Annotated in this window: 24 protein-coding genes; 15 read left to right on the top strand and 9 right to left on the bottom strand. The window is 73.7% G+C overall.

The window, feature by feature from the left end; genetic code table 11:
* Positions 1-6 precede the first annotated feature (6 nt).
* The gene (locus tag AC2RP6_RS22320) at positions 7-1,668 is read left to right on the top strand and encodes a recombinase family protein (protein ID WP_486447780.1); all 1,662 of its coding nucleotides are present in this window, start codon (positions 7-9) and stop codon (positions 1,666-1,668) included.
* Between the two features lie 113 nt (positions 1,669-1,781).
* Positions 1,782-2,771, top strand: a complete 990-nt coding sequence (locus AC2RP6_RS22315; RefSeq protein WP_486447779.1) for an aldo/keto reductase — start codon at positions 1,782-1,784, stop codon at positions 2,769-2,771.
* A 98-nt stretch (positions 2,772-2,869) separates the two neighbouring features.
* Here the strand turns inward: AC2RP6_RS22315 and AC2RP6_RS22310 are convergent, their stop codons facing one another.
* Entirely contained in the window at positions 2,870-3,562 is a 693-nt protein-coding gene (locus AC2RP6_RS22310; protein WP_486447778.1) for a GDSL-type esterase/lipase family protein, read from the bottom strand.
* 76 nt (positions 3,563-3,638) lie between these two features.
* On the opposite strand from AC2RP6_RS22310, the gene AC2RP6_RS22305 reads away from it, so the two are divergent.
* Entirely contained in the window at positions 3,639-4,661 is a 1,023-nt protein-coding gene (locus tag AC2RP6_RS22305) for a WD40 repeat domain-containing protein (protein WP_486447777.1), read from the top strand.
* Between the two features lie 38 nt (positions 4,662-4,699).
* On the opposite strand, the gene AC2RP6_RS22300 is transcribed toward AC2RP6_RS22305, so the two are convergent.
* Positions 4,700-5,623: a DUF3027 domain-containing protein gene (locus AC2RP6_RS22300; protein WP_486447776.1), complete on the bottom strand. Its 924-nt coding sequence runs from the start codon at positions 5,621-5,623 to the stop codon at positions 4,700-4,702.
* Positions 5,624-5,951: 328 nt separating this feature from the next.
* Between AC2RP6_RS22300 and AC2RP6_RS22295 the strand changes: the two genes are divergently transcribed.
* From AC2RP6_RS22295 to AC2RP6_RS22280, 4 genes are all read left to right on the top strand, one after another.
* A complete protein-coding gene (locus AC2RP6_RS22295; protein ID WP_486447775.1) occupies positions 5,952-7,328 on the top strand; it encodes an MFS transporter in 1,377 nt (458 codons plus the stop codon).
* 202 nt (positions 7,329-7,530) lie between these two features.
* Positions 7,531-8,019, top strand: coding sequence for a DUF2771 domain-containing protein (locus tag AC2RP6_RS22290; protein ID WP_486447774.1), 489 nt, complete (start codon positions 7,531-7,533; stop codon positions 8,017-8,019).
* A 13-nt stretch (positions 8,020-8,032) separates the two neighbouring features.
* Entirely contained in the window at positions 8,033-8,776 is a 744-nt protein-coding gene (locus tag AC2RP6_RS22285; protein ID WP_486447773.1) for a futalosine hydrolase, read from the top strand.
* Positions 8,751-9,614: a 1,4-dihydroxy-6-naphtoate synthase gene (locus AC2RP6_RS22280; protein ID WP_486447772.1), complete on the top strand. Its 864-nt coding sequence runs from the start codon at positions 8,751-8,753 to the stop codon at positions 9,612-9,614. The genes AC2RP6_RS22285 and AC2RP6_RS22280 overlap by 26 nt, the downstream gene beginning before the upstream one ends.
* A gap of 71 nt (positions 9,615-9,685) precedes the next feature.
* Here the strand turns inward: AC2RP6_RS22280 and AC2RP6_RS22275 are convergent, their stop codons facing one another.
* Positions 9,686-10,069 carry a cold-shock protein gene (locus tag AC2RP6_RS22275; protein WP_030012939.1) on the bottom strand — a complete coding sequence of 128 codons (384 nt, stop codon included), beginning with the start codon at positions 10,067-10,069 and terminating at the stop codon, positions 9,686-9,688.
* A gap of 177 nt (positions 10,070-10,246) precedes the next feature.
* On the opposite strand from AC2RP6_RS22275, the gene AC2RP6_RS22270 reads away from it, so the two are divergent.
* The gene (locus AC2RP6_RS22270; protein WP_486447771.1) at positions 10,247-10,498 is read left to right on the top strand and encodes a hypothetical protein; all 252 of its coding nucleotides are present in this window, start codon (positions 10,247-10,249) and stop codon (positions 10,496-10,498) included.
* 34 nt (positions 10,499-10,532) lie between these two features.
* On the opposite strand, the gene AC2RP6_RS22265 is transcribed toward AC2RP6_RS22270, so the two are convergent.
* Together AC2RP6_RS22265 and AC2RP6_RS22260 are read right to left on the bottom strand one after the other, a co-directional pair.
* Complete coding sequence (locus AC2RP6_RS22265; protein ID WP_486447770.1) at positions 10,533-11,150, bottom strand: HAD family hydrolase; 618 nt, start codon at positions 11,148-11,150, stop codon at positions 10,533-10,535.
* Positions 11,151-11,306: 156 nt separating this feature from the next.
* The gene (locus tag AC2RP6_RS22260; protein WP_486447769.1) at positions 11,307-12,326 is read right to left on the bottom strand and encodes a hypothetical protein; all 1,020 of its coding nucleotides are present in this window, start codon (positions 12,324-12,326) and stop codon (positions 11,307-11,309) included.
* 132 nt (positions 12,327-12,458) lie between these two features.
* On the opposite strand from AC2RP6_RS22260, the gene AC2RP6_RS22255 reads away from it, so the two are divergent.
* Together AC2RP6_RS22255 and AC2RP6_RS22250 are read left to right on the top strand one after the other, a co-directional pair.
* Positions 12,459-14,894, top strand: a complete 2,436-nt coding sequence (locus AC2RP6_RS22255; RefSeq protein WP_486447768.1) for a helicase-associated domain-containing protein — start codon at positions 12,459-12,461, stop codon at positions 14,892-14,894.
* Between the two features lie 216 nt (positions 14,895-15,110).
* Positions 15,111-15,701 (top strand): DUF4291 domain-containing protein, encoded by a 591-nt coding sequence (locus AC2RP6_RS22250; protein ID WP_486447767.1) that lies wholly within the window; start codon positions 15,111-15,113, stop codon positions 15,699-15,701.
* Positions 15,702-15,705: 4 nt separating this feature from the next.
* On the opposite strand, the gene AC2RP6_RS22245 is transcribed toward AC2RP6_RS22250, so the two are convergent.
* The gene (locus AC2RP6_RS22245) at positions 15,706-16,248 is read right to left on the bottom strand and encodes a DoxX family protein (protein WP_486447766.1); all 543 of its coding nucleotides are present in this window, start codon (positions 16,246-16,248) and stop codon (positions 15,706-15,708) included.
* Positions 16,249-16,504: 256 nt separating this feature from the next.
* Between AC2RP6_RS22245 and AC2RP6_RS22240 the strand changes: the two genes are divergently transcribed.
* Positions 16,505-18,148 carry a DNA repair helicase XPB gene (locus AC2RP6_RS22240; RefSeq protein ID WP_486447765.1) on the top strand — a complete coding sequence of 548 codons (1,644 nt, stop codon included), beginning with the start codon at positions 16,505-16,507 and terminating at the stop codon, positions 18,146-18,148.
* Here AC2RP6_RS22240 and AC2RP6_RS22235 read toward each other — a convergent pair.
* Complete coding sequence (locus tag AC2RP6_RS22235; RefSeq protein WP_486447764.1) at positions 18,114-18,902, bottom strand: glycosyltransferase 87 family protein; 789 nt, start codon at positions 18,900-18,902, stop codon at positions 18,114-18,116. The genes AC2RP6_RS22240 and AC2RP6_RS22235 overlap by 35 nt on opposite strands.
* A gap of 242 nt (positions 18,903-19,144) precedes the next feature.
* Between AC2RP6_RS22235 and AC2RP6_RS22230 the strand changes: the two genes are divergently transcribed.
* On the top strand, positions 19,145-20,374 hold the full coding sequence (locus tag AC2RP6_RS22230) for a serine hydrolase domain-containing protein (protein WP_486447763.1): 1,230 nt from the start codon (positions 19,145-19,147) through the stop codon (positions 20,372-20,374).
* Between the two features lie 75 nt (positions 20,375-20,449).
* Here AC2RP6_RS22230 and AC2RP6_RS22225 read toward each other — a convergent pair whose 3' ends face one another.
* Positions 20,450-20,635, bottom strand: a complete 186-nt coding sequence (locus tag AC2RP6_RS22225) for a hypothetical protein (RefSeq protein ID WP_486447762.1) — start codon at positions 20,633-20,635, stop codon at positions 20,450-20,452.
* Positions 20,636-20,946: 311 nt separating this feature from the next.
* Between AC2RP6_RS22225 and AC2RP6_RS22220 the strand changes: the two genes are divergently transcribed.
* Entirely contained in the window at positions 20,947-23,028 is a 2,082-nt protein-coding gene (locus AC2RP6_RS22220) for a HelD family protein (RefSeq protein ID WP_486447761.1), read from the top strand.
* A 192-nt stretch (positions 23,029-23,220) separates the two neighbouring features.
* Here the strand turns inward: AC2RP6_RS22220 and AC2RP6_RS22215 are convergent, their stop codons facing one another.
* Positions 23,221-23,943: a copper homeostasis protein CutC gene (locus AC2RP6_RS22215; protein WP_486447760.1), complete on the bottom strand. Its 723-nt coding sequence runs from the start codon at positions 23,941-23,943 to the stop codon at positions 23,221-23,223.
* Between the two features lie 110 nt (positions 23,944-24,053).
* On the opposite strand from AC2RP6_RS22215, the gene AC2RP6_RS22210 reads away from it, so the two are divergent.
* Entirely contained in the window at positions 24,054-24,725 is a 672-nt protein-coding gene (locus AC2RP6_RS22210; RefSeq protein ID WP_486447759.1) for an HD domain-containing protein, read from the top strand.
* Between the two features lie 73 nt (positions 24,726-24,798).
* Positions 24,799-26,016 (top strand): Cmx/CmrA family chloramphenicol efflux MFS transporter, encoded by a 1,218-nt coding sequence (locus AC2RP6_RS22205; protein WP_486450404.1) that lies wholly within the window; start codon positions 24,799-24,801, stop codon positions 26,014-26,016.
* Positions 26,017-26,053 lie beyond the last annotated feature (37 nt).

The following is a 26,053-nucleotide window of genomic DNA, read 5'->3' as shown; positions in this document are numbered from 1 at the left end:
CATGGGGTGGGAGAGCAAGTGTCACGAGTCCTGGGAGTCGTCCGTCTGTCCAGAGCCACGGACGAGACCACATCGCCTGAGCGCCAGCGCCTCTCTATTCGGCGATGGGCCGACCGGAACGGGCACGTGGTCATCGGCTGGGCCGAAGACGTCGACGTATCGGGCGGTGTCGAACCATGGAAACGTCCGGGATTCAGAGAGTGGCTGCCCTCCACGATCGGAAAAGAGGTCAGCCCGATCGAGAACCGGATCGCGCTGGAGCAGTCTCGTGCCGACGCGTACGACATCATTTGCGCGATGAAGCTCGACCGTCTTTCACGACGAGTGCTCCACGTACACGCTCTCCTGGAGTGGTGCGACAAGCATGGCAAGGAAGTCGCCACCGCTGAGGACGGCATCAATCTGAGCACCCCGATGGGCAAGCTGCTGTTCAGCCTGATCGCTAGCTTCGCTGAAGGCGAACTCGAAGCCATCAAGGCCCGGGCGAAGTCCTCGTACAGGCATCTTGTGAATGAGGGGCGATGGCGCGGGGGCAGGATTCCCTACGGCTACCGGGCCGAGAAGCGGGACGACGGTGCGGGTTGGCGGCTCGTCCCGGACGACTATGGCACGGACACCGCCGGGACGCTGCGCGAGATCGTCCGTCGAATCATCGAGGGCGAGTCGGCCAACAGCATCGCACGATGGCTCAACGAGGAACCTGGCAAGACCCCGTCGTCGCTCGATGCGCAGCTGATCAGGAGCGGCAAGCCGCCCAAGGGAGGTCGGTGGACTGCCGCGAACACGGCAAAAGTGGTGCGCTCCCTGAACGTACTCGGCCAGATGGAGGTGACGGAGGAGGTCGTCATCAACGGCCGGAGGACGAAGCGGGCTCGCCTCGTCCGTGACCTGGAAGGACGCCCTCTGCAGCGTGCACAACCGCTTATCTCGCAGGAGGAATGGGCCCTCGCCAACCAGAGGTTGAGCGAGAACACCAGCAAACGCAGTGGTAGCAGGAAGGGCGGCTCCCCGATGCTCAGAGTCGCCTTCTGCGCATGCGGGGAGCCCGCATACCTCGGCCCGGGACGGAGCTGGCCGTACTACCGCTGTGCCTCCCGCATCACGCACAAGCCCTGCCCCACTGGCAACAAAGGCATCGCAGCACATGTGCTGGAGGGCGCAGTCGAGGAGATCTTCCTGCGCATGGCCGGCGATGTCGAAATCGTGCGAAGGGTCTTCCGCCCGGGCGTCGACTTCACGCGAGACATCGAGGAGGCCAATCGCGCCCTGGCGGAACTCCGGGAGGATCGCGTAGCCGGCCTGTACTCCAGTGAGCTGGGCAGACAGGAGTACCAAAGAACGTACAAACGACTGGACGCGCAACGCGAGCAGCTCATGGCGCAGCCGACCCGGCCGGACAGTTGGGACGAGATCCCGACGGGTGAGACCTACCGGGAACGTTGGGCGCAGCTGTCGACCCAGCACGAGAAGGGCAGGGAACTGCGGGCTGCTGGCATCAAGGCCGTCATTCACGCCGAGGAGCTCCCGTCCTGCACAGCTGTAAGAGCCTCGTCCCGTGGAGCTCATGACGGCATGTGGCAGCAGGAGAGCGGCCGTGTGCAGGTCCTCATCCCGATGGACTTCGAGCGACGTGTCCGCGACACGGCGAGCGTGCACAGCGACAGCTGACGGTGGGGCTCCCTCCCCTTGAGGTGGGCACCTCGCCACGGCACGCTGCGAACGCATCGGCGGCACGTGCCGCTCTTGCCTGAAGTGCACTCGAAGCAGTTGGCTTGGGTCCCATGAAGTACACGCAGCTCGGACGCACCGGACTCAAGGTCAGCCGACTCGTCCTCGGCACGATGAACTTCGGTCCTCAGACAGATGAACCGACCAGCCACGGCATCCTGGACTCAGCCCTCGACGCAGGCCTGAACTTCGTGGATACCGCCAATGTGTACGGATGGGGGGAGAACAAGGGTCGCACCGAGGAGATCATCGGCACCTGGTTCGCGCAGGGCGGCGGCCGGCGTGAGAAGACGGTGCTGGCCACCAAGGTCTACGGTTCGATGTCGCGCGAGGGAGACACCTGGCCCAACGAGGATCGGCTGTCGGCTCTGAACATCCGCCGGGCGGTCGAAGCCAGTCTCAAGCGGCTGCAGACCGACCACATCGACCTCTACCAGTTCCACCACATTGACCGCCGGACCCCCTTCGAGGAGATCTGGCAGGCCGTGGACGTGCTCATCCAACAGGGCAAGATCCTTTACGCGGGCTCTTCAAACTTCCCCGGCTACAAGATCGCCCAGGCCAACGAGACTGCCGCCCGGCGCGGGATGGTCGGCCTGGTGAGCGAGCAGTGCCTCTACAACCTCGCGGAGCGGCGCTCCGAGATGGAGGTCATCCCGGCGGCACAGGAGTACGGACTCGGCGTCATCCCGTGGTCCCCGCTGCACGGCGGGCTGCTGGGCGGGGTCATCAAAAAGGAGGCCGTCGACGGTCGGCGTGTGTCCGGGCGGTCGGCGGACGCCCTCGCGAACAGCGCAGTACGCGCACAGGTGCAGGCGTACGAGGACCTGCTCGACAAGCACGGCCTGGAGCCGGGCGAGGTCGGGCTGGCCTGGTTGCTCACCCGGCCGGGGGTGACGGGCCCCATCGTCGGCCCGCGTACCGCCGAGCAACTGGAGAGCGCCCTGCGGGCGCTGGAAATCGAGCTGAGCGAGGAAGTGCTGGCCGGGCTGGACGAGATCTTCCCCGGTCCGGGGCCGTCCCCGGAGGCCTTCGCCTGGTGATCGGGTAGCGCTGCGTGCTGCCGTGGCCCATCGCCGGCCACGGCAGCACGCTCGGCTGGCACAACCAAGGAAAGCAAGACCCCCGCGCACAGGGCGTGTTACGGGTCGTGCTCGGGGCGGTAGGGGCCGCCGAGGCCCCAGGCCTGGTGGAGGACCGCGGCGAATTCGCCCGCCAGGCGGTGCTCGCCGGAGGCGTTCGGGTGAGTGCCGTCGTAGGTGTCCCGGTGGATGTCGTACGCGGCCGGGCGCGCGGCCAGCAGGATCGGCGAGGCGTCCGTGGTGAGGTCGGCGACCGCCTTCGCGAGGAGGTCGTTGAAACGGTCCACCTCGGCCGCGAAGGGGGCGTCCTCCTCCGCCCGGCTGTTCGGGATGACGGGCAGCAGCACCATGCGGATGGCGGGGCGGGCCTCGCGGGCGCCGGCGATGAAGCCGCGGACGTTGGCGGCGGTCTGCTCGGCGTCGGTGTAGAAGCCGAGGTCGATCAGGCCGAGGGAGACCAGGAGCACGTCCGGGCGGTGCTCGGCGACGGTCTCGCGCATGACGGGGGCCATGTGCTGCCAGCCCTCGCCCCAGCCGGCGAGGTGGCGGCGGGCGTGCTCCGGGAAGCCCGGGTCGGCGTACGCGTGGCTGACGGCGGCGTCGGCGGTGGTGTCGTAGACCTCGCAGCGCGGGCCGACGATCCGGTAGGGCCCGCCGAAGGTGGAGTCGAGGTGCCGCCACATCCGGTAGCGCCAGGTGTAGTCGCCGGCGCGTCCGATGGTCATGGAGTCGCCGACGAACATGAAACGCATCCGGTCATCATCGCGGATCGCGCGGCGGAAACACCTGTGACGCCGGACACGCGGCAGGTACTGGCAGGCTGGGAGAATGCGCCCGTCCCCGCCGTCCGCCGCCGCCCTCGCGGCCGCCGCCGCCACCGCCCTCGCCGCCGCCACCGCCCTCGTCGTGCTGCCGGGCCCGGCGTACGCGGCGCAGTCCCCGGGGGCGTCCTCGTTCACCATCTCCGATCCGCGGATCAAGGAGTCGAGCGGGCTGGCGGCCAGCAGGCTCCATCCGGGGGTGTACTGGACGCACAACGACAGCGACGACGGCCCGTACGTCTACGCGGTGGACTCGGCCACCGGCACCACCGTGGCCCGGGTGACGCTGACCGGCATCGGCAGGCCCCGTGACGTCGAGGCGATCTCGCTGGGCCCGGACGGGCAGCTCTACGTCGGTGACATCGGCGACAACCGGGGCGGCACCTGGGACCACGTGTGGGTCTACCGCTTCCAGGAGCCGCGGCAACTGGGTGATGTCACCGTCAGAGCAACGCAGTTCACGGTGCGGTACGAGGACGGGCCGCGCAACGCCGAGTCCCTGATGGTGCATCCGGTGACGGGCCGGGTCTACATCGCGAGCAAGGACGAGAGCCGGGGCGGGCTGTACGAGGGGCCCGCGCAACTGTCGGCGGGCGCGGACAACGTCTTCCGGCGGGTCGCCGACGTCCCGTGGGTGACGGACGGGGCGTTCTCCCCGGACGGCAACCGGCTGACCCTGCGCGGCTACTTCACCGCGCGGACGTACCCGTGGAAGGACGGCAGGCCGGAGGGCGAGGGGGAGCGGGTGGACGCGCCGTGGCAGGGACAGGCGGAGTCGGTGACGTACAGCGCGGACGGCTCCACGCTGATGTTCGGCTCGGAGGGCGCGAGCAGCCGGGTGGTCGCGGTCCCCGCGGCCGGGGCTCCCTCGCCGGGCGGTTCGGCCTCGCCGCAGCCGGGGTCGCCGCCGGACGCGGCGACCTCACCGGAGCCGACGGGCAGCTTCGGCAAGGGCGCGCTGGTCCTGGCGGGCGGCCTGGTCCTGGTGTTCGGTGCGAAGCGGCTCTTCCGCCGCCGCGCACGGGACTGACGCGCGGGGCCGCCGCCCCGCCGGCAGGGCCGTACGGGTTACGAGTGGCCGAGGTCCAGGTCCGCGGCCCGGTCGTCCGGGGCCGGGACCGAGCCGGTGTCCGCGGCGGGCCGCAGGACGAACTCGTCCGAGGCCATCGAGTCCAGGACCGGCGGCGCCGGGCGCAGCGGCGCCGGCATGACCGCGGCCTCGGAGTGGCCGCCGCAGCCGTAGGACAGCGACACCAGGCGACCGTCGGCCGGGCTGAACTCGTTCGCGCAGACGCCGAAGGCCTGGCCCAGCGAGCCGCCCACGGCGACGAGGAAGCCGCAGGAGACGCAGGAGGCGGGTGCGGCCTGCGCCATCGGGGTCTTCGCGCCGAAGGACTCGTCCCAGCGGTCGGCCGCGCTGTGCAGCCCGTACCGGGAGAGCACGCGGGCCCGGCGCATGCCGAGTTCCTCGGCGACGGAGGTGATGGAACCGCGGGCGGGGACCGTCACGCGGTCGGTGACGTCGGCGTCCTCGGCCTCGACCAGTTCGGCCATCTCGGTGGAGACGACGGAGTTCGGCGGCGGGGCGTCCTCGCCCGACCAGCCCGGCTCCAGGCGCAGGTCGTCGGCCTCGGTGGGCAGCAGGTCACCGGGGCCCATGTCGCCGGGGCGCAGCCGCTCGCTCCACGGCACCCACTCGGGGGCCAGCAGGGCGTCGTCGCCGGGGAGCAGCACCGTTTCGTCGAGGGTGACGTTCTTGGCGCGGGAGGCGCGGGCCACGGTGACGGCCCAGCGCCAGCCGCGGTATCCCGGTTCCTTGGACTCGAAGAAGTGGGTGACGACGCGGTCGCCCTCCGCCACCGCGGAGACGTGTGCGCCCACCACACCGGGGAAGGCTGCCTCTTCGGCGGCCGCGCGGGCGAGTTCCACCGCCTCGACGCAGAGGCGGTCGGGGGTACGCGGGGTACGGCTTCGCGTCGTCGCAGCACTCACTGGTCTCGTTCTCTCCTACGCCGTCTCACGTGTGCGCCGTCCGTACTGTCGTCCACAACGACCCGGTGGTGCTGTCCGTACGAGGCGCGGGCGGAGCGGACCAGAGGGCCGCGTCGACGTCCGCACCCGATCGGACTCCGGGCGCACCTCACTGCGATCCATTCTGCGGGATCACGAAGAGGCGCGCGGCCAGGAGCAACCGCCGGTGGCGCGCTACGCACGCTACCTCCTCTTAAGCCCTGGGCACACATGCAAGGTCCGATTCGCGGACAAGCCGCCGGTTCCGCGACGCGCCGGGAGGCGCCCCGCGGGGGCCGGGTGGGGCACTATGTCGAGTGTGGCACCCGTACGGTCGTCCGACGACGGCTCGGGACCGGCCAGGCGGGCCGGCCGGGCTGTCGGGCGTGCCCTGCACCGTCCGATCACCGGTCCGGCCAAGGGGATCCGGCGGGCCACGCACGCGCACGGGGCGGGTGAATCGGGTCTGGGCAAGCTGATCGAGCTGCACGCGATCAACGGCGCCGGCGACATGATGATCACGGTGGCGCTCGCCTCGACGGTGTTCTTCTCGGTGCCCACGGACGAGGCACGGGGCCGGGTGGCCCTGTACCTGGCGATCACGATGGCGCCGTTCACGGTGCTGGCACCGGTGATCGGTCCGCTGCTGGACCGGCTCCCGCACGGGCGGCGGGCCTCGATGGCGGCGGCGATGCTGGCGCGGGCGGTGCTGGCGCTGCTGATGTCGGCGGTGGTGGCGACGGGGGGTCTCCAGCTGTATCCGGAGGCGCTGGGCGTGCTGGTGGCGTCCAAGTCGTACGGGGTCGTGCGCAGTGCCGTGGTGCCCCGGCTGCTGCCACCGAAATTCTCACTCGTCAAGGCGAACTCCCGGGTCACGCTGGCCGGGCTGCTGGCCACGGGTGCGGCGGCGCCGGTGGCCGCCGGACTGAACTCGATCGGGCCGCAGTGGCCGCTGTACGGGGCCTGCGTCATCTTCCTGGGCGGCGCCTTCGCGGCGTTCACGCTGCCGCACAAGGTGGACGAGGCCAGGGGCGAGCGGCGCGCCCGGCTGTCCACGCACGAGGCGCACTCGAAGCGGCCGGGTCTGCGGACGGTGAGCCGCAGCGTGCTGTGCGGGCTGCTGGCGAACGCGGCGATGCGCGGGCTGTCCGGGTTCCTGATCTTCTTCCTGGCCTTCCTGCTGCGCGAGCACCCGCTGGCGGGGCAGAGCGCGGCGGTGTCGCTGGGCATCGTGGGGGTGTCGGCGGGCGTGGGCAACGCCTGCGGTACGGCGGTGGGCGCGTGGCTGCGGGCGCGGGCGCCGGAGGTGATCGTCGCGTCGGTGCTGTGCGTGACGCTGGGCGTGGCGGTGCTGGCGGCGGTGTTCTACAGCGGGGTGTTCGTTGCCGTGCTCGCCGCGACGGCGGGGTTCTGCCAGGCGCTGGCGAAGTTGTCGCTGGACGCGATGATCCAGCGCGACGTGCCCGAGGCGGTACGGACCTCGGCGTTCGCCCGTTCGGAGACGGCTCTGCAGGTGGCGTGGGTGCTGGGCGGGGCGATCGGCATCGTCCTGCCGCTGAACGGCGTACTGGGCATGGCGGTGGCGGCCGCGATCGTCGCGCTCGGCGCGACGATGGCCGTCCGCGGTGCCCTGTCGGCCCCCCACCACCACCCCCGGCAACGCCCGTCCCGCCCCAAGGTCGCCTGACCCCGACTCCCGCCGCCCACTCCAGCCCCCGCCGGCCCATCCCAGCCCCGCCGGCGGCGCGGGGGCCCGGGGGCAGCGCCCCCGCAACGGCGCCGCACCCGGCACCGCACCGCCACCCCCGCGGGAGCCACCGGCGGGAGCCACGCCGGTCGGCGGTACCCCATGCAGCGGCGCAGCCCAAGGGCCCGATAGCCTTCGGCTCATGACCGCACCGCTTTTCTCGGGTAGGGCCCGCCGCAGCGTCGCGGCCCTCGGAGCCGTGTCCGCCGGCCTCCTCCTTCTCTCCGCCTGCGACAAGCCGACCCCGCTCGCGACCGTGACGGTCGGCAGCTCGTCGGTGTCCGCCGAGGCCTCTTGCCACAACGACGGCAAGGAGCTCTCCATGGACGAGGTCCAGGAGTGCCTCACGAACCTCAAGAACCCCAAGACCATCAAGTACGGCCGCGGCGAGACGCTGCGCCTCGGCGTCGAGCCCGAGATCGTCGAGGACGGCAAGCGCTGGTCGGCGGTTCTCGACGGCCAGCCGATCACCGAGCCCTCGTCGAGCACGTACCGCAGCTTCCCGAACGCCGACGTCTTCGCGACGGGCGGCCAGGGCGAGGCCCCGACCTCGAAGAAGCTCGCCTTCCTGCAGATCGGCGAGGACGGCAAGCCGCTCGCCGTCTGGTCCTTCAACCTCAAGCTCAAGTAACCGGACGACACCGGTGCGCGCGCTCGTCGTGACGGCGGTGGGGGCGGAGTCGGACTCCGTCCTCACCGGCCTGACCCCCCATCCGGACAGTCCCGGTCCTGAGCCGCGCACGCTCCCCGGCGGGTACCTCATCACCCGTCGGGACCTTCCGGGCATCGCCTTCGACGTGCTCGTCGGCGGCGTGGGTCCGGCTGCCGCCGCCGCGGGCACCGCCACGGCGCTGGCCCTCGCCGGAACCGACTACGGGCTAGTCGTCAGCGCCGGCATCGGCGGCGGGTTCGCACCCGCCGCCCCGCCCGGCTCCCTCGTGGTCGCCGACGCGATCGTCGCGGCCGACCTGGGGGCGCAGACCCCCGAGGGCTTCGTCGACGTGTCGGCACTGGGCTTCGGGCGCAGCGTGCACCTGCCGCCCGCCGAGCTGGCCGCCCGGGCCGCCGAGGCGACCGGAGCGCTGCTGGCGCCCGTACTGACCGTGTCCACCGTGACCGGGACCGCCGACGGCGCGGCCGCTCTCACGGCCCGGCACCCGATGGCCGGTGCCGAGGCCATGGAGGGCTTCGGGGTCGCGGAGGCCGCCGCCGCGCACGGGCTGCCCGTACTGGAGGTCCGCGCCGTGTCCAACGCCGTGGGGCCGCGCGACCGCGCCGCCTGGCGGATCGGGGACGCGCTGGCGGCGCTCGCCGAGGGTTTCCGCGTGCTGGGACCCGTACTCGCGAACTGGGGAGAACGCCATGAGCAACACCGTGGTCGACGGTGAACCGCTGAAGATCGCCTACTCGCCCTGCCCGAACGACACGTTCGTGTTCGACGCGTGGGCGCACGGACGGGTGCCCGGCGCACCCGCCCTGGACGTCACCTTCGCGGACATCGACATCACCAACGGCATGGCCGAGCGCGGCGAGCTGGATGTGCTGAAGGTGTCGTACGCGGTGCTGCCGTGGGTGCTGGAGGAGTACGCGCTGCTGCCGTGCGGCGGGGCCCTCGGGCGCGGCTGCGGACCGCTGGTGCTGACGGCGGAGCCGGGCCTGGACCTGGCGGGGAAGACGGTGGCGGTGCCGAGCGAACGCTCCACCGCCTACCTGCTGTTCCGTCTGTGGGCGGCCGACGTGCTGCCGGAGGGCGTCGGCGAGGTGGTCGTCCTGCCGTTCCACGAGATCATGCCGGCGGTCCGCGACGGCCGGGTCGACGCCGGACTGGTCATCCACGAGGCCCGGTTCACCTACCAGGACTACGGCCTGCACTGCCTCGCCGACATGGGTGAGCACTGGGAGTCCACGACCGGCCTGCCGATCCCGCTCGGCGCGATCATCGCCAAGCGCTCGCTGGGTGCGCAGCGGCTGCGCGAGCTGGCAGAGTCGGCCCGCACCTCGGTCCGGATGGCCTGGGACGACCCGCGGGCCTCCCGCCCGTACGTCCGCGCGCACGCCCAGGAGCTGGACCCGGCCGTCGCCGACCAGCACATCGGGCTGTACGTCAACGAGTTCACGGCGGACCTCGGCGACTCCGGCTACGCGGCGGTGCGCGGGCTGCTGACGCGGGCGGCGGCCGAGGGGCTGGTACCGGCCATCGCGCCGGGCGCGCTCGCCTTCCCGTAGGGGTTCCCGCGCCGGGCACGACCGCGCCCCGCCCTCGTACGGGGGGCGGGGCGCGGGGTGCGCCGGGCGGGTCAGACGTCGAGCTGGTCGGCGACCGCGCGCAGCAGGCCGGCGATCTTCGTGCCGTGCACCTTGTCGGGGTAGCGGCCGCGCTCCAGCATCGGGGTGATGTTCTCCAGCAGGGTGGTGAGGTCCTGCACGATCGAGGCGAGCTCGTCGGGCTTGCGGCGCTGGGCGGCGGCGACGGACGGCGCCGGGTCGAGGACGGTCACCGAAAGTGCCTGGTCACCGCGTTGTCCGGCGACGACACCGAACTCGACTCGCTGACCGGGCTTGAGGGCATCGACCCCGGCAGGGAGCACCGACGAGTGGACGAAGACGTCTCCGCCGTCGTCGCGGGAGAGAAAGCCGAAGCCCTTCTCACTGTTGAACCACTTGACCTTGCCGGTAGGCACGTCCGTCCTCTGTCCTTGTGCTCGTCGGGGTCCGGAGTGCCGCGAACGGCTCCGGACAACAGCGCAGCGGGCCATGTGTGACCCGCCACCTCAAGGCTAATGGTCGGGGGCCGGGTGACAAGACGTTCCCCGGTCCTTCACGGTCGGCTGCTTCGGCCAGGGAACTACCCTGGTGAGGTGACTGTTACTCCTCATTCAGACGAAGCGCGGCCGGGCGACGGACTGGTCAGGGCCGGCGGCATCGTGTTCATCGCCGGGGCCGTCGCCACCCTCGCCACGATGGCTCCGCTGTTCCTCGACATCGACCCGTTCCCGTCGTACGCGTGGGCCGTGTGCATGCTGATGGGCGTCGGCTTCGCGATCTCCGCCGCGGGCGTGCTGCGCTCGGCGGCGGCGCAGCGCAAGGCGGCCCGGGCCTCCCAGGCCTGAGCGGTGAGGCGGCCCGAGCCGGAGGGCCGAGCGGTCAGACGGGCTGTGCGGCCACGTACTGCGCGAGCCACGCGGGCAGCGCGGTGAGGTCGGGCAGCACCACGTCGGCGCCCGCCGCGCGCAGTTCCGGCTCGGGGCAGGGCCCGGTCGGCACCGCCACGGACAGCGCACCGGCCGCGCGGGCGCCGCGCACGTCGCCGATGTGGTCGCCGACGTAGACCTGCGCGCCGTGCTCGCGCAGCGCGCCCGCCTTGGCCTCCGCCCACAGCCAGCCGATGACCGCGTCGGGCTCGATGCCGAGGTGCTTGAGGTGCAGGCGGGCGTTGGGCTCGTGCTTGGCGGTGACGACGATCGCCCGGCCGCCCAGCGCCCGGACCGCGGCGACGGCCTCGCGGGCGCCGGGCATCGCCGGCGTCGGCCCGATGGCGTGGTCCGGGTAGATCTCCCGGTAGCGGTCCGCGACGGCCGGAATACGGGCCTGCGGGAACCAGTGCGCGAGCTCCTCGTCCAGCGGGGGCCCCAGGCGGGTGACCGCGGCGTCGGCGTCGATGTACGTGCCCGTCTCGGCCGACAGCGCCCGGTATGCGGCCCGGATGCCCGGTCGCGAGTCGATGAGGGTCATGTCCAGGTCGAAGCCGACGGTGAGGTCCATGGGGCCCATTGTGCCGAGGCGGGCGGACCCCGGGGGACGCCGGGGCGAACCTCCCCGGAACGCGTGGGCAACCTTCCGGTGCGGCGGCGCTCGGGCCGCGCCGCCCGGCGGCCGCCCGCGCCCTGCCCGGCCGCGGCTGCCTCGGCGGCGGCTGCCTCAGCGGCGGCGGGCCCGCCAGACCAGGTACAGCACGGACGCCAGCGCGGCGCCCCGCAGCACCCACGGCCCCATGCCGCGGACCGCGCCGCCGACCTGGTCGTCTGCCAGGGTCTCGCCCCAGGTCCCGTTGGTCCGGCCCCACAGCCACACCGCGGCCCCGGCGAGGACCACGCCCGGGGGGCCGAAGACGGCCCACTTGCGTTCGGCGGGGCGCAGCACCCGGGACGCGTACGGCAGGAGCCAGCCGATGACGAGGAGCAGCCACTGCCCGCTGACCACACCGGCGACGAGGACCGCGGCGGCCAGGAGCAGGAAGGCGTTGGGCCGCGGCCGGGCCGGAGCCGCCGCCGGCTGCGCCCCGGCCTTCCCGGCGGCCTCGCCGGCGGCCTTCGCGGCGGCTTCCGCCCTCGCCCGCCGCCGCTCGCGCAGGAACCCCACGAGGGTCTGCGCACGCCCGTCCGGCGGCCCGGGCGGGGCCGCCCCGTCCTCCGCGTCCTCGTCCTGCGGCCCCTCCTCGAACAGGTCGGGGACCTCGATGCCGCCCGCGAAGCCCTCGACCTGCGGACCGCCCCCGTACGCGCCGGGCGTCATCCGCCACCAGTCGGGCTCGGCGCCGCCGGACGGGCCCAGCTCGTCCAGCCCGGCCCGGTGCGGCGGTACGTTCTCCGGCTCCCGCTCCGGCGTCGGCCGCGGCGGGGGGACCCCGGGCAGGCGCAGCCGGCCCGGGGCGCGCTGGGCGGGCACCGCAGGGACCGGCTCGGCGGGGCCCGCCTCGGGCGCCGCGCCCTGCCGGGTACCGAGGGTGTCCAGGACCTCCTCCGGCGTGCCGATGCGCTCCAGGATGCGGCGTACGGCCGCGGGGGTCTCCGGGTCGTACTTGGCGCGCCGACGGTCGATCTCGTCCCGCAGGCCCGCCACGAGCCGCATCCGGTCGCCGGAGGAGAGGTGCCGGCGTTGCGCCAAGTCCCCGACGGCGCTCAGATATTCGTAGACCAGGTGGTCGCTTTCGATCCCCACGCCCAGGCTCCTCCCGTACCGCCTCTCCCGAAGGTAGCGCGTGCGCCCGTGGAGCCGCCCCGGGCGCAGCGGATACCGTTGGCCGGATGGGGACCGGCCGACGTGACCGGCCGACGCGACCGGGAGGCGACTGTGCCCGAGCCAAACACTGCTGCGGCAGCTCCGGAGAGCGGGACCGGGGCCACCTCCCCGCGTTCCCTCGCCGAGGCGCTGCGCGCCCGCGACGACGCCGCGCTCTCCGCCCTGCTGCACTCCCGGCCCGACCTGCTGAACCCGGTGCCAGGTGACGTCACCCAGCTCGCGACGCGCGCCGGGACCCGGGCGTCGGTGGTGCGGGCGCTGGAACGCCTGGACCGGTTCACGCTGCAGACGGCGGAGGCCCTCGCCGTGGCCCCGGACCCGTGCCCGTACCCGGTACTGGAGGGGCTGCTGACCGGCGGCGAGGACGATCGGGCCCGCGCCGCGCTCCCCCGGGCCCTGGCCACCCTGCGCGACCAGGCCCTGGTGTGGGGCGACGAGGACCGGCTGCGCCTGGTGCGCACCGCCCGCGAGCTGCTCGCGCCGTCCGCCCAACGCCCTTCGCCGACGGGGCTCGGACCGACCGTCGCCGAGGCCACGGCCGGGATGTCGCCGACCCGGGTGCAGGAGATCGTGGCGGCGGCCGGGCTGCCCGCCACGCACGACCCGGTGTCCGCGGTCACGGCGTTGACCGGGCTGTTCACCGACCCGGAGCGGATGTCGGCGCTGCTGGACGAGGCCCCGGCGGAGGCGCACCAGGTGCTGGGGCGGCTGGTGTGGGGGCCGCCGTACGGGGAGGTGACCCCGAACCCCGCGCCGCCGGTGCGCTGGCTGCGCGACCGGGGGCTGCTGCTGCCCGCGACGGCGCGGACCGTGGTCCTGCCCCGCGAGGTGGCGCTCCACCTGCGCGGCGGGCTGGCGCACCGGGACACCTCGCCCGTGGCTCCGGCGGTACCCGCGCACCGCGAGCACCGTCCACAGCTTGTGGACGCGAACGCCGCCGGGCAGGCGCTGGCCGCGCTGGCCACCGTCGAGGAACTGGTGAAGTCCTGGGAGCACACCGGTCCGCCGGTGCTCCGGGCGGGCGGGCTGTCCGTACGGGACCTGAAGCGGGCCGCGGCCGGCCTGGACACCACCGAGGCGTCGGCGGCGTTCTGGATCGAACTCGCCTACGCGGCCGGGCTGCTGGCCAGCGACGGAGAGGCGGACGAGCGGTACGCGCCGACCCCGGCCTTCGACGACTGGCGCGAACTGCCGCCCGCCGAGCGGTGGTCGGTGCTGGTGGCGGCCTGGCTCCCGGCCACCCGTACCGCCGGCCTGGTCGGCGAGCAGGACGCGAAGGGGCGCACGCTGTCGGCGCTCGGCCCCGAACTGGACCGCTCCGCCGCGCCCGAGGTGCGCCGGCGCGTCCTGGAACTCCTGGCGGACCTGCCGGAGGGCGGCTCGCCCGACCCCGAGGCGGTGCTGGCGCGGCTGGCGTGGGAGCGGCCCGTCCGCACGGCGAGCGACCTGCGGGCCCGGCTCGCGGGCTGGGCGCTGACCGAGGCCGAGGTCCTCGGCGTGACCGGGCGGGGCGCGCTGTCCGGGCCGGGGCGGGCCCTGCTGGAGCACCGGGACCCGGCGCCGCTGCTGGCGCCGCTGCTGCCGGAACCGGTGGACCACGTCCTGCTGCAGGCCGACCTGACGGCGGTGGCTCCGGGACCGCTGCGCCGCCCGCTCGCGGACACCCTGGCCGTGCTGGCGGACGTGGAGTCCAAGGGCGGGGCGACGGTGTACCGGTTCACGCCGGGCTCGGTGCGGCGGGCGCTGGACGCCGGTCATGCCGCCGCGGACCTGCACGCCTTCCTCAAGGAGCACAGCCGTACGCCGGTTCCGCAGCCGCTGGCGTACCTGATCGACGACGTGGCGCGGCGGCACGGGCACCTGCGGGTCGGTGCGGCCTCCTCGTACGTGCGCTGCGACGACGACGCGATGCTGGGCGAGATCCTCGCGGACAAGCGCTCGGCGGGGCTGGGGCTGCGACGGCTGGCCCCGACGGTGCTGGCCGCGCGGGCCGAACCCACCGCGCTGCTGGAGGGGTTGCGGGCGATGGGGTACGCGCCGGCGGCGGAGTCGGGGACCGGCGACGTCCTGGTGGCGCGGGCCGACGCCCACCGCACCCCGGCCCGGTCGGCGCCGGTCCCGGTGCCGGACGGCCCGCCGGTGCCGGACGCGACGCTGCTGGGGGCGGCCGTACGGGCGATCCGTGCGGGCGACCTCGCGGCGACGGCGGTCCGCAAGGAGCCCGCGCCGGCGGCGGGGGTGCCGGGCGAACTGCCGCGCACGAGCGCGGCGGAGACCCTGGCGACGGTGCAGGCGGCGGCGCTGACCGGCTCGGCGGTGTGGATCGGCTACGTGAACGCGGACGGCGCGGCGAGCCAGCGGGTCATCGCCCCGGTCCGGGTCGAGGGCGGCTTCGTCACGGGCTACGACCACACGGCGGACGAGGTCCGCACGTACGCCCTGCACCGCGTGACGGGCGTGGCGGAACTGGCCGAGGACCACCTCTGACCCTGACCACCCGCCCCTGACCACCCGCCCCTGACCACCCGCCCCACCGGCACCTCCAGCCCCGGCACCTCCAGCCCCGCCGGCGCTTGAGGCGCGGGGGTCCGGGGGCGGCGCCCCCGCCCACGACGCCGCACCCGCACCCGCACCCGCACCCGCACCCGCACCCGCACGGAAAACGGCTGGCGGCGCGCCCCCGCCGCCCACGACGCTGAGGCCATGCCATCCGTACCGCACCGCGGGATCCGCGCCGCCCACACCGACACCACCGTCACCGTCTACCAGGCCTACGCCCCGCGCCTCGGCCTCCCCGCGGCCCGCGACAACCGCTTCCCGCCCGCCTGGAAGCGCGAGCGGATGACGTGGATCAAGCCGTCGTTCCTGTGGATGATGTACCGCTGCGGCTGGGCCACCAAGACCGACCAGGAGACGGTGCTGGCCGTCGAGATCACCCGAGACGGCTTCGACCGGGCACTGCGCGCAGCCTGCCTGTCGCACTACGAGCCGGGCGTGCACCCCGACCGGGCGGCCTGGCAGGAGTCGCTGCGCCGGGCGCCCGCCCGCGTGCAGTGGGACCCCGAGCGCGATCTGCACCTGAACCCGCTGCCGTACCGCTCGCTCCAGCTGGGCCTGTCGGGCCCGGCCTCGCGGGCGTACGCCGACGAGTGGACGGTTTCCATCCGCGATGTGACCCCGCTGGCGCGGGACGTCCACGACCTGCTCCGGGCGGGCGAGGCCGGCGCGGCGCGCGCCCTGCTGCCGGTGGAGACGCCCTACCCGTCGGGGCCGCTGCCGCACATCGGGGCGTGAGCCGTCAGTCGCGGACGAGCAGGACGGCGAACCCGACGACGGCACCCGCCAGCAGGGCGAGGACGCGGTAGCGGGGCCGTGACGCGCGCAGCACCGGGAGGTAGTGGTCGACGGCGTAGCGGCCGGGCCCGGTGAGCGTGAGGGCGATGACCGCGGCGAACAGCACGACCTCCAGCTCGATGCCCTTGGGCGGGAAGTAGGCGGCGAAGCCCCGGACGTCGAGGATGTTGATGAAGACGCCCGTCAGGGCCGCCCCGGCGAGCGGGGTGAGCAGACCGAGGGCGAGTCCGAGGCCGCCGAGGGTCTCGGAGAGCCCGGCGATGACGGCCATGGCGTCCCCGGCGGGGTAGCCGGCCATGGTGAAGCCCTTGCCGGTCGCGGTGAGTCCCGGGCCGCCGAACCAGCCGAAGAGCTTCATCGTGCCGTGCCCCGCCATCGACAGGCCGACGACGAGCCGGAGGACGAGCAGGCCGATGTCGTGGACGGGCGTGTGGGCGGGGACCGAGGAGCCGAAGAGGAGCGAGCGGTCGTGGCGTGCTTGCGTCATGGGGTTCCCGTTCGTCAGGAGCGTCCGGTCCTACGTCGTCGCCTGGGAGCGACGGCCACCCTATGTCGCCCCTCGGCGATCATCCGGCCGCAACGTCGTCACCCCCCGTCTCCGACCCGTTCGGCCCCCGGCCCGCCCCGTCCCACCTGGGCGCGTGGTCCGGCGAAGGTGCGCGGCACGGCGAAGCGCCGTGTTCCCAGCTCCGGCGCCGTACGGCACACTGGAGGTTTGACCTGAGTGAAACGGGGCGCCGCGCGTGAATGGTCCACTAATCGTCCAGAGCGACAAGACCCTCCTGCTCGAGGTCGACCACGAGCTCGCCGGAGCGGCGCGCCGCGCCATCGCCCCGTTCGCCGAGCTGGAACGGGCGCCCGAGCACATCCACACCTACCGGATCACCCCGCTCGGGCTGTGGAACGCCCGGGCCGCCGGGCACGACGCCGAGCAGGTCGTCGACGCGCTCGTGGAGTACTCCCGCTACCCGGTGCCGCACGCCCTGCTCGTCGACGTCGCCGAGACCATGGCCCGCTACGGCCGCCTCACCCTCTCCAAGCACCCCGTGCACGGCCTGGTGCTGACCAGCACCGACCGGCCGGTGCTGGAGGAGATCCTGCGGTCGAAGAAGATCACCCCGCTGGTCGGGGCGCGGCTCGACGCGGACACGGTGGCCGTGCACCCCTCCGAGCGCGGGCAGATCAAGCAGACGCTGCTCAAGCTGGGCTGGCCGGCCGAGGACCTCGCGGGCTACGTCGACGGCGAGGCGCACCCGATCGACCTGGCCGAGGACGGCTGGGCGCTGCGCCCGTACCAGCAGCAGGCCGTCGAGGGCTTCTGGCACGGCGGATCCGGAGTGGTCGTACTGCCCTGCGGCGCCGGGAAGACGCTGGTCGGCGCGGGCGCGATGGCGAAGGCCAGGGCTACCACGCTGATCCTGGTGACGAACACCGTGTCGGCCCGCCAGTGGAAGCACGAGCTGGTCAGGCGGACGTCGCTGACGGAGGACGAGATCGGCGAGTACTCCGGCACCCGCAAGGAGATCCGGCCGGTCACGATCGCCACGTACCAGGTCCTGACGACCAAGCGGAAGGGCGTCTACCCGCACCTGGAGCTGTTCGACTCCCGGGACTGGGGCCTGATCGTCTACGACGAGGTGCACCTGCTGCCCGCGCCGGTCTTCAAGTTCACCGCGGACCTGCAGGCGCGGCGCCGGCTGGGGCTGACGGCCACGCTGGTGCGCGAGGACGGCCGGGAGTCGGACGTCTTCTCGCTCATCGGGCCGAAGCGGTTCGACGCCCCGTGGAAGGAGATCGAGGCGCAGGGCTACATCGCGCCCGCCGACTGCGTGGAAGTCCGGGTCAACCTGACCGAGTCGGAGCGGCTCGCCTACGCGACCGCCGAGACGGAGGAGAAGTACCGCTTCTGCGCGACGACGGCGACGAAGCGGAAGGTCACCGAGGCGCTGGTGCGCAAGCACAAGGGTGAGCAGACCCTCGTCATCGGCCAGTACATCGACCAGCTCGACGAGCTGGGCGAGCACCTCGACGCGCCCGTCATCAAGGGCGAGACCTCCAACGCGCAGCGCGAGAAGCTCTTCGACGCCTTCCGCGAGGGCGAGATCAGCGTGCTGGTCGTCTCCAAGGTCGCCAACTTCTCCATCGACCTGCCGGAGGCCACCGTCGCCATCCAGGTGTCGGGCACCTTCGGCTCGCGCCAGGAGGAGGCGCAGCGCCTGGGCCGTGTCCTGCGCCCGAAGGCGGACGGCCACGAGGCGCGCTTCTACTCGGTCGTCGCGCGCGACACGATCGACCAGGACTTCGCGGCGCACCGCCAGCGGTTCCTGGCCGAGCAGGGCTACGCCTACCGGATCATGGACGCCGACGAGCTGCTGGCCAACGACTGACCGACCGGCGGCGGACGGCTCCGCCGCGGGCCGTCCGGGCCCGTGCGACGAGCACGGTGAGCAGCGGGACGCACCACACCCACAGGCCGGGCCCGTCCAGCACGAGGGCGCGCCCGGTGGTGGCCAGGTGCCGGGACCAGAACGCGGCGGACTCCTCGGGGAGGACCAGCCGGCCGAGCAGCGCGGTGCCGGCGAGCGCGGCCAGCGCCGTCAGCCCGGCCCGCACCCGGCGGGTGGCCAGCAGGTAGAGGACGAGGACCGCCGGGGTCAGGGTGATTCCGGCGGCGACACCCACCGCGAAGCCCTTGCCGAGGGCGGCGCCGGAGCGGCCGAGGTCCCACAGGACCAGGCAGGCGAGGGCGAGGTTGATCTGACCGGGCAGCGGGGCCTGGAACAGCGGCTCCAGCCAGAGCCCGGCGATGGTGGCGGCCAGGACGGGCCCGGTCCTGGCCCGCAGCCCCGCGAGGCGGCAGGACAGGGAGATCAGCAGGGCGAGCAGGGCGGCGTTGCCGAGGACGAGCACGGCCTTCAGTAACCCGGCCGGCAGCCATGCGGCGGGCGTGAACGCGATCGCCGCGAACGGCGGGTACGCGGCGGGCGGATGCCATTCGGCGGCGGAGAGGCCCTCCACGAGTGCGTCGGCCACCGGGACGCGCAGCGCGATGCACAGGACGCCCAGCACGAGCATCGAGCCCGTCACCAGCACTCCGGCGAAGGACGACGGCGCACGGCCGGAGGTGGGGCTCAAGGTCACGCGCGTGACCCTAGTGGATCAGTCGCCCCGACACCCCGGCCGCACGCGTTCACCTCCAGCTCATTGCAATGCAATGCCCACCCGGGCATTGCATTCAGCTTCACATTCATTGCAACGACAGCCCGGATCGCTCCGGAAAAACGGGCACTTACCCCTCTCCATTCCGTTGACCGATTCAGAAACGCAATGTAGCTTCGACATCGTTCAGCAAATGCCGAACAACGACCACGGGGAGATTCATCATGGACAGGGGCAACGGCGGCTTCTCCGAAGCGGGACTGCGCAAGGTGCGCGACGTGCTGACGCGGCACGTCGACTCCGGGAGGATCCCCGGCGTGGTCGCCCTGGTCGGCCGCGGCGGACAGACCCACGTCGAGGCCGTCGGGACGATGCGCCACGACGGCGGAGCCCCGATGACCCGGGACACGATCTTCCGGATGGCGTCGACGTCCAAGCCGGTCACCATGGCGGCTTCGATGGCCCTCCTCGACGACTGCCGACTCCGCCTGGACGACCCGGTCGACCAGTGGCTGCCCGAACTCGCCGACCGCCGGGTCCTGAAGCGGATCGACGGCCCGATCGACGAGACCGAGCCGGCACGGCGCCCCATCACGGTCCGGGACCTGATGACCTCCACCTTCGGCCTCGGCATCGACCTGACCGCACTGGGCGCCCCGATCATGAACGCGGTCTTCGAGAGCGGCGTCTTCAGCCAGGGCGTCACACCGCTGCCCGAGCCGGACGAGTGGATGCGCCGCCTCGGCGCGCTGCCGCTGATGCGCCAGCCCGGCGAGCACTGGCAGTACCACCTCAGCCACGACGTGCTCGGCGTGCTCGTCGCACGGGTCACGGGCCGGCCGTTCGAGACCTTCCTGCGCGAGCGCGTCCTCGATCCGCTCGGGATGGAGGACACCGGCTTCCACGTGCCCGCCGACAAGATCGACCGGCTGCCCCCCTGCTACGCGCCCGACCCGCAGACCGGCGAGTTCACCGTCTGGGACGAGGCGAGGACCGGACAGTACAGCGCGCCCGTGGCCTTCCAGGCGGGCGGCGGCGGACTCGTCTCCACCGTCGACGACTACCACGCCTACTTCCGGATGCTGCTGAACCACGGCATGCACGGCACCGAGCGGGTCCTGTCCCGGCCCGCCGTCGAGCTGATGACCACCAACCGCCTCACCCCCGAGCAGGAAGCCGCCCGGTCGGCGCTCGCCCGGGGCGCCGTCCAGGTGTCCTTCGGCCAGGGGCAGCAGGGCGGCTGGGGCTTCGGAATGGCGGTGCGCACCTACCGCGGCGACTACGCGCCCCTCGGCCAGTTCGGCTGGGACGGCGGGACCGGCACCTCTGCCTACGCCGACCCGGAGAACGGCATCACCGGCGTCCTGCTCACGCAGGTCGGGCTGACCACCGCGGCTCCGGCGCAGCTCATCCACGACTTCTGGACCACGGTCTACCAGGCGATCGGCGCCTGACCCGAGGGACGAGCCGGAGCGGGCCGAGGTCGGGGGCGGGCCAGGGGAGGGCCGCAGCGGGCCGAGGCCGGGCCCTCAGCGGCGTATGACGCCCGCGTCCTCGGCGTACTCGCCCAGCACGACGACGCTCACCGCGGCCGCCGCGTACACCTTCGCGGCGCGCAGCATGCTGCCGAGCCGGTGGCGGGGGGTGGAGCCGGAGATGGCGGTGGCGCCGCTCGGGCGGCCGCCCTGAAGGGGGGTGAAGGTTGCGGTGCTCATGAATCCATGGTGCGCCGCCGCCGGCCGATCCACATCGCTCTGCAGAGCCAATCCCCACGCCTCCCGCCTCCTCCTCACGTCGCACAGAACCCCCCGGGGCCTGTCCCGAAGGTCTGACACTCCCGAGTACGACACCCGTACGGAGGTCCCACCCGGCAGGGGTTTTCCGGCCCGGGGAAACCGTTCGCGCGGGCGCGCCCCGCTGGCTACAATCTCCGCTCTTGCCGCCTCCCACCGCCTCATCGGGGAGAGCCGCCCGCCGGCCGGAAACCGGGGGCATCTGTTCCGTACCAGCCGCTGGAGGCAGACCCGTGCCCGCGCACGCCCCCGACACCACCCCCGACGCCGCGACCCCGGCCGCCGACCCGCTCGGCCGCGAACGGGCCCACCTCGCCGCCTCCCGCTCCGCCCTGCGCGCCATGCGCGAGGACGTCGAGGCCCTCGACATCCGCGACGTCACCGCGAACTGGGTCAACGCGATCGTCCTCCAGGCCCAGATCGACGACCGCATCAAGGCCCTCGCCGACCTCGCCCACACCCCCCTCTTCTTCGGCCGCCTCGACTACCTCCGCGCCCCCGGCGCCGATCTCGCCGAGGGCGCGGACGGCGAGCAGTTCTACATCGGCCGCCGCCACGTCCACGACGCCGACGGCGACCCGATGGTCATCGACTGGCGCGCACCCGTCTCCCAGCCGTTCTACCGGGCCTCCAAGAAGGACCCGCAGGACATCGCCCTGCGCCGCCGCTTCGGCTACACCGGCGGCGACCTCACCGCGTACGAGGACGAGCACCTTTCCGACCCCGCCGAGGCGGCCGCCGTCAGCAAGCTGCTCCAGCAGGAGATCGAGCGCCCGCGCGTCGGCCCCATGCGCGACATCGTCGCGACGATCCAGCCCGAACAGGACGAGATCGTCCGCTCCGGCCTGTCCGGCTCCGTCTGCGTGCAGGGAGGCCCCGGCACCGGCAAGACCGCCGTCGGCCTGCACCGGGTGGCGTACCTGCTCTACGCGCACCGCGAGCGCCTCGCCCGCACCGGCACCCTCGTCATCGGACCGAACCGTTCCTTCCTGCACTACATCGAGCAGGTCCTCCCGGCCCTGGGCGAGCTGGAGGTCAAGCAGGCCACCGTCGACGACCTCGTCGCCCGCGAGGGCCTGGAGGTGCGCGGCGCCGACCCGGCGGGGACCGCCGTCGTCAAGGGCGACGCCCGCATGGCGGAGGTGCTGCGCCGCGCGGTCCGCTCCCACGTCGGCCGGCCCTCGGAACCGCTGGTGGTGGTCCGCGGTTCGCGCCGCTGGCGCGTACCGGCGTACGAGCTGGAGGAGATGGTCGAGGAGCTGCAGAACCGCGACATCCGCTACGGCGCCGCCCGCGACGCCCTCCCGCAGCGCATCGCGCACGCCGTCCTGGTCCGCATGGAACAGGCCGGCGAGGCCCCCGACGACCGGGTCCAGGACGCCGTCGCCCGCAACGCTGCGGTGAAGGCGGCGGTCAAGGAGGTCTGGCCGCCCGTCGACCCGGCCAAGCTGGTCCTGCGGCTGCTCTCCGACCCGGAGTTCCTCGCCGCCCACGCGCAGGACGTCCTGACGGCGGACGAGCAGAAGCTCCTGCTGTGGCCCAAGCCGTACCGCAGCGTGAAGTCGGCGAAGTGGTCGGCGGCGGACCTGGTCCTCATCGACGAGGCCGCCGACCTGGTGGAACGGACCCACTCGCTCGGCCACGTCGTCCTCGACGAGGCGCAGGACCTCTCCCCCATGCAGTACCGGGCGGTGGGACGGCGCTGCACGACCGGCTCGGCGACGGTCCTGGGCGACCTCGCCCAGGGCACCACCCCGTGGGCCACGCGCAGCTGGGACGAGGCGCTGACGCACCTGGGCAAGCCGCAGGCGGTGCTGGAGGAGCTGACCGCCGGCTTCCGCGTGCCGCGCGAGGTGATCGCCTACGCGTCCCGCCTCCTGCCGGAGATCTCTCCGGGCCTGGCCCCGGTCTCCTCGGTCCGCGAGACCCCGGGGTCGTTGCGGATCGCCGAGGTCACGGACCTCGACGCAGCGGTGGTCGGTGCCTGCCGCGCGTCCCTGGCGCACGAGGGCTCGATCGGCCTGATCGCGGCGGACGCCCGCATCCCCGCCCTGGCCGAGGCCCTGCTGGCGGCGGACCTGCCGTACCTGTCCCCCGGCGAGGAGACGACCGCCGAGTCCCGCCTGACGCTGGTCCCGGCGTCGCTGGCCAAGGGCCTGGAGTACGACTACGTGGTCCTGGACGAGCCGGCGGCGATCGTGGACGGCGAGCCGGACGAGCGGACCGGGCTGCGCCGCCTGTACGTCTGCCTCACCCGAGCCGTCTCGGGCCTCACGGCCCTCCACGCCGGTCCCCTCCCCGCGGCCCTGGCCTGACCGGCCCCGCCGCCCGGGGCCCGGTGCCGCATGCCGCGCGGCGCCGCCGCGCAAGCGCCCCCCGGCCTCCGGCCGGGCCTTCCGGGGCCCGCCCCGCGCCTCGAACGCCGGCGCGCCCGGGGCGGGGCCGGATGCGCCGGCCCCGCCCCGGACCCCGCCCCGCGCTCGCCGGCGGGGCCGCGGGGCCCGGGCCTACGCCGCGGCGGGGCCGGGGCAGGCAGCCCCGGAACCGTCCAGCACCGCCCGCCACTCGGCGACGGCCGCCGCCGAGACCGGCCCGTCCCATCCTTCGGGGCGCGCCGCGCCGCCGATGTGGAAGGCGTCCACCCCGCCCGCCCTGAGCACCGGCAGGTGCGCGAGCGTCAGGCCGCCGCCGACGAGGATCCGCGGCCCGTACCCCGGCTCGCCGCCCCGCCGTGCCTCCGCGAGCAGCACCGCCAGGCCCCGGTCGACCCCGTCCGCCGAGCCCGCCGTCAGATAGGTGTCCAGACCCGGCAGGTCGGCCAGCGCCTTGCGCAGCTGGTCCCGGTCCGCGGCCCGGTCGATCGCCCGGTGGAAGGTCCACGGGCAGCCGCCCAGCTCCGCCACGACCGCCTCGACGGCGGCCAGGTCGGGACTGCCGTCCGCGTCCAGGAAGCCCAGGACGAACTCCTCCGCCCCCTCCGCCCGCAGCAGGCGCGCCGTCGCGGCCAGGACGGACACGTCTCCCGCGGCGAAGCCGTCCGCCTTGCGGATCATCACGCGCAGCGGGATGTCCACCGCCGCCCGGATCGCCGCGAACGTCTCGCGCGCCGGGGTGAGCCCGTCGGCGGCCATGTCGGTGACCAGCTCCAGTCGGTCGGCCCCACCGGCCTGGGCCGCGACCGCGTCCTCCACGTCGAGGGCGATCACCTCCAGGAGCGCACGGTTGCTCATTCGATCCCATCCTTCGAGAAGCCACACAAAAGAGGTCTAGTCCAATATCCAGGGTACGTTCCCCCGGCCGGGCTCCACCAGCACAATCACGCCACCCCCACAATGTGCGCATGGACATAGGCACCCCGCACACCGACACGACGGTCCTCCGCGCCCGCTGGCGGGCCACCGTCGCCGAGGCCGGCGCCCCCGCCGACCGCGATCCCGACCCCTACGCCGACCGCCTCCTCGCCGCCTGGGCGGAGCCGCAGCGCCGCTATCACACCACCAGGCACCTGGCCGACGTACTCGCGCGGATCGACGTCCTGGCCCCGTACGCCGCCGACCCCGCCGCCGTCCGGCTCGCCGCCTGGTTCCACGACGCCGTCTACCGTCCCGACCGCTCCGAGAACGAGGAACGCAGCGCCGCCCTGGCCGAGCGGGCCCTGCCCGAGCTGGGCGTCGACGCCGCCCGCACCGCCGAGGTGGCCCGGCTGGTCCGGCTCACCGTCACCCACGACCCCGCCCCCGGCGACACCGACGGCGAAGTGCTCTGCGACGCCGACCTGGGCGTGCTGGCCGGCTCCGCGCAGGCGTACGCCGCCTACGCCGCCGCCGTCCGCGAGGAGTACGGCTTCGTACCCGACGACGCCTTCCGCACCGGCCGCGCCGCCGTCCTGCGCCGGCTCCTCGACCTGCCGCGGCTCTTCCGCACCCCCCACGGCACGGAGCACTGGGAGTCCCCGGCCCGCGCGAACCTCACCGCCGAGCTGGCCACCCTGACGACACCGACACGGGAATGACACACCCGGGGGAATTCGATCGCGTTCGCGCCGGTTGATGACAGTCATGCCCGAAGCCCCCGCACGCCCCCGCATGCCCGTCGCCGTCTACGTCCTCGGCCTGTCCGTCTTCGCACTCGGCACCAGCGAGTTCATGCTCTCCGGGCTGCTGCCGCCGATCGCCGACGACATGGGCGTCAGCATCCCGCAGGCGGGCCTGCTCATATCCGCCTTCGCCATCGGCATGGTCATCGGCGCGCCCCTGCTGGCCGTGGCCACCCTCCGCCTCCCCCGCCGCACCACTCTCATCGCCCTGATCAGCGTCTTCGGCCTCGGACAGGTGGCCGGCGCGCTGGCTCCGTCCTACGCGCTCCTCTTCGCCTCCCGCGTGGTCGCGGCCTTCGCCTGCGCCGGCTTCTGGGCCGTCGGCGCGGCCGTCGCCATCGCCATGGTCGACAAGGACCAGCACGCCCGCGCGATGGCCGTGATGATCGGCGGGCTGTCCATCGCCAACGTCCTCGGCGTCCCGGCCGGCGCGTTCCTCGGCGAGCACCTGGGCTGGCGCTCCGCCTTCTGGTCCGTCGCCGCGGCCTCGGCCGTCGCGCTCGTCGGCATCCTCGCGCTGATCCCCCGGATCCCGCTGCCCGCCGAACGGCCGACGCTCCGCCGCGAGCTGCGCATCTACGGCGACCGGCAGGTGTGGCTCGCGATCGGCATCACCGCGCTGGGCGCGGGCGGCGTCTTCTGCGCCTTCAGCTACCTCTCGCCGCTGCTGACGGACGTGGCCGGGCTGGACTCGCAGTGGGTCCCGTGGATCCTCGGCCTCTTCGGCATCGGTGCGCTCGTCGGCACCACCATCGGCGGCAGGGTCGCCGACGCCCACCTGTTCGGCGTGATGATCTGGGGCATCACCGCCTCCACCGTCTTCCTGACCGTGCTCGCCCTGCTGGCCCCGGTCGCCGTCGCCGCGATCGCGCTGTCCTTCCTGCTGGGCGTCTCGGCGTTCTTCACCGCCCCGGCGCTCAACGCCCGCATGTTCAACGTGGCCGGCGCCGCCCCGACCCTGGCCGGAGCGACCACCACGGCCGCCTTCAACCTCGGCAACACCGGTGGCCCCTGGCTCGGCGGCACCGTCATCGACGCCGGCCTGGGCTTCTCCGCGACCGCCTGGGCGGGTGCCGCCATGACGCTGACCGCGATCGGCCTCGCCGTGACCGCCCTGCGCCTGGACCGCCGTACGCCGCCGCGCACGAACCGCGTGGTCGCCGGCAGCGGATCCCCCCTCCCCGCCGAAACCCCCGCCCGCGCCTGACGGGGCGGGGCGGCTCGGGCCGCCGTAGCGGCGGCGA

Source organism: Streptomyces sp. WAC03905, assembly GCF_057371075.1.
Note: the sequence above shows the minus strand (reverse complement) of the source record. Positions and strands in the feature narration are given on the sequence as shown.